The organism is Streptomyces sp. NPDC006265 (assembly GCF_040613555.1).
Taxonomy (GTDB): domain Bacteria; phylum Actinomycetota; class Actinomycetes; order Streptomycetales; family Streptomycetaceae; genus Streptomyces.
This window is the reverse complement of sequence record NZ_JBEXSH010001049.1, coordinates 1-2,802: the sequence shown is the minus strand read 5'-3', so window position 1 is coordinate 2,802 and position 2,802 is coordinate 1. Positions and strand designations below refer to the sequence as shown.

The 2,802-nt window shown below is 70.1% G+C and carries 3 protein-coding genes and 1 pseudogene; 3 read left to right on the top strand and 1 reads right to left on the bottom strand.

The genetic code is table 11. The annotated features are described in order from the left end of the window. Together ABZ281_RS44995 and ABZ281_RS44990 are read left to right on the top strand one after the other, a co-directional pair. A partial coding sequence (locus ABZ281_RS44995; protein WP_356664128.1) for a sterol carrier protein domain-containing protein occupies positions 1 to 427 on the top strand: 427 nt, incomplete at its 5' end. A 206-nt stretch (positions 428 to 633) separates the two neighbouring features. After that, positions 634 to 1,533, top strand: a pseudogene (locus tag ABZ281_RS44990) (alpha/beta hydrolase). Between the two features lie 83 nt (positions 1,534 to 1,616). Here the strand turns inward: ABZ281_RS44990 and ABZ281_RS44985 are convergent. Then, complete coding sequence (locus ABZ281_RS44985) at positions 1,617 to 1,982, bottom strand: STAS domain-containing protein (protein ID WP_356664126.1); 366 nt, start codon at positions 1,980 to 1,982, stop codon at positions 1,617 to 1,619. 170 nt (positions 1,983 to 2,152) lie between these two features. Between ABZ281_RS44985 and ABZ281_RS44980 the strand changes: the two genes are divergently transcribed. Next, a complete protein-coding gene (locus tag ABZ281_RS44980; protein ID WP_356664124.1) occupies positions 2,153 to 2,614 on the top strand; it encodes an ATP-binding protein in 462 nt (153 codons plus the stop codon). The last annotated feature ends 188 nt before the right edge of the window (positions 2,615 to 2,802 follow it).

Sequence of the window (2,802 nt, the reverse complement as noted above, 5' to 3'; positions counted from 1 at the left end):
GGTCGTGGTCGAGCACGACCCGCCCCAGCACCCGCTGCGCCGGCAGCTCGCGGACTTCCGAGCCGGCAAGGCGAGCGGCGACATGGACTGGCTGTGGGTGCGGCTGCTGGACGTCCCGCGTGCGCTGACCGCACGCGGCTGGTTCGCCGACGGCGAGCTCGTCCTCGACGTCGAGGACCCCTTCCTCGGCGAGCACGGCCGTTATCTGCTGACCGTCCGGGAGGGCAAGGCCGACTGCGTCCCGACGGACCGGGAGCCCGTCCTGTCCCTGGACGTGAGCGACCTGGGATCGGTCTGCCTCGGCGGCACCGCCCCGAGCACGCTCGTACGTGCCGGACACATCCGGGCCCACAACCCGGACGCGGCCGCACTCGCCGACACCCTTTTCCGCACCGACCGCGCCCCGCACTGCCTGCACTGGTTCTGAACCGCGCCGTCGAGATCACGGTGGATCACTGAGCCCTGCGGGTTCTCGTTCTCCGTGCCCTGCGGAACGCGGCGAGCACGTCGCGGGAGTGGGAGTTCTCGACATGGAGGGACGTATCGAGCTGTAGCAGCGTGGCCATGACGATGCTGCTGAGGACTGTCTGTGGTCGAGGCACGCTTGCGCAGCCCCAGAACCCGGGAGGCCAAGTGTTCGACGGCTTTGAGCTGACGCGATGCGAGGGGCAGGGAGTCAGGCTGAGGGCTCGTCACGGCGGTGGCGGGCCACCGGTGTTGCTGTTGCACGGCCACCCACGCACGCACGCCACGTAGCACCACGTCGCACCCCCTGCTGGTCGCCGCAGGCCATACCGTGGTCTGCCCGGACCTTCGGGGCTACGGTCAGTCCGACAAGCCCGCCTCCGACCCGCAGCACCGTCCGTATCCCAAGCGCGCCACGGCCGGCGATTGCCTGGCGGTCATGCGCCGTCTCGGACACGAGCGGTTCGCTGTCGTCGGGTACGACCGGGGCGCGTACGTGGCCCCGCGTCTGGCCACGGACCATCCGGAGGCCGTCTCCGCCGTCAGTGTGCTGGACGCCGTGCCGATCGGGGAGGCCCTGTGGCGCTGCGACGCCACGTTCGCCGCAAGCTGGTGGCACTGGTTCTTCCTCGGGCAGACCGACAAGCCCGCCGAACGCGTCATCAACGCCGACCCCGAGGCCTGGTACACGGCCACGAGCGAGCAGATGGGCGCCGAAGCGTACGAGGACTTCCGGCGCGCGATCCACGATCCGGCCACCGTGCACGCCATGTGCGAGGACTTCCGCGCCGGCCTCGGTGTCGACCGCGACCACGGCGACTCCGACCAGCGCGCCGGCCGACGCATCGCTCGCCCCCTGCAGGTGTTTGGGCCACCCAGGACGACATGGCCGACCTCTACGGCGACGTCCTGGGCGTGTGGCGCCACTGGGCGGGCGACCGGCTCGACGGGGGCCCGATCGACTCCGGCCATCACATGGCCGAAGAGGCACCCGAGGCTCTCGCAGCGGCGCTGCTCGACTTCTGGCGGAGCGTCGAGGAGCGCGGCGGTCGAGCGGAACCCGTCTGATGCCTGTCGGGCCGCTGATGCCTGTCGGGCCGGAGTCGTGGTCCGGTCGAGGAGCCTCGTGAGGTACGGCCGACCGTACGAAATCAGGTGATCAGGGCCTGTTCCGTGGTGGGGTGGCAGGGGATGAGGGTGTCGACGCCGACCAGTTGCAGAACCCGCAGGACGCTTTCCTGGGCTCCGGCGATGCGCACCCAGCCGTCTGCCCGGCTCACCTGCTGATGGGCGGCGACGAAGACGTTGATGCCGCTGGAGTCCATGAACGTCACGCCGCTGAGATCCGCGACGATCCGCGGCGGGGCCGCCCCGTCCTCGATCAGCAGGGCTTCGCTGAGCACGTCCCGGACGTCGTGGTCGATCTCGCCCCGCAGCGTCACGACACGGACGCCTCCGGTCATGTGGTGTTCGGCGTGGAGCCGGCCCGGCCGGTCCGCTTCCTCGAGCTGGGACACCGTCTCCTCGATTGTGCTTAGGCTTGCCCGGTCAGAATGTGCGCAGTCGATTGTGCCCCACCGGCCCGGCCGGATGCACCCGCGCGGCTGTGCCGAACAGCACCCTTTTGGCATGCAGGGCAGCGAAACGGGTACCGGCGGGCAGGAAACGGGGAGTGAGGGCGAGGCCAGTGAAACCTGATGCCGACGGTGACGGCTATACTACGCCGGACGAGCATCTCATGCGCGTCGGGTACGCCTTGGACAGAGACGACAGCTGTATCACGGACGCCCGCCGTCACGCCGCCGCCTTCCTCGACCGGGCGAGCGCCGAGCAGCACCTGCCCGTCTCTGCCCGAGCCAAGGACCTCACCGCGCTGGTGGTCAGCGAGCTTGTCACCAACACCCGCAAATATGCTCCGGGTCCCGTCCTGCTGGAACTGCGTATCACCGCCCGCGCCGTGGAAGTCACCGTGTGGGACAGCGACCCCACCATGCCCGCGGCCAGGGCCGCCGACCCCAACAGGGTCGGGCAGCACGGCTTGGAGATCGTGAAGGCCGTGGCCGAGGACTTCGCGATGCAGCGGGCGCCGGTGGGCAAACGCATCACCGCCCGCATCCCCCTGGCCGACGGACCCGGCCGCGACTTCTGACGGCCGCGACCACGGTGCGTCAGGAGATCCACGCTTCGCTGTGCCGATGCCGGTCCAACCCCACGGCTGAGAACTCGTCCTCACCTGCGCGTGTCACCACCCCCAATCGGCGTAGCGCTTGCGAGATCGGACTGCCCGCCGGTGGGAAGGGCTCGCCCTCGTCCACGTGGAGCGGTGCGAGCACGATG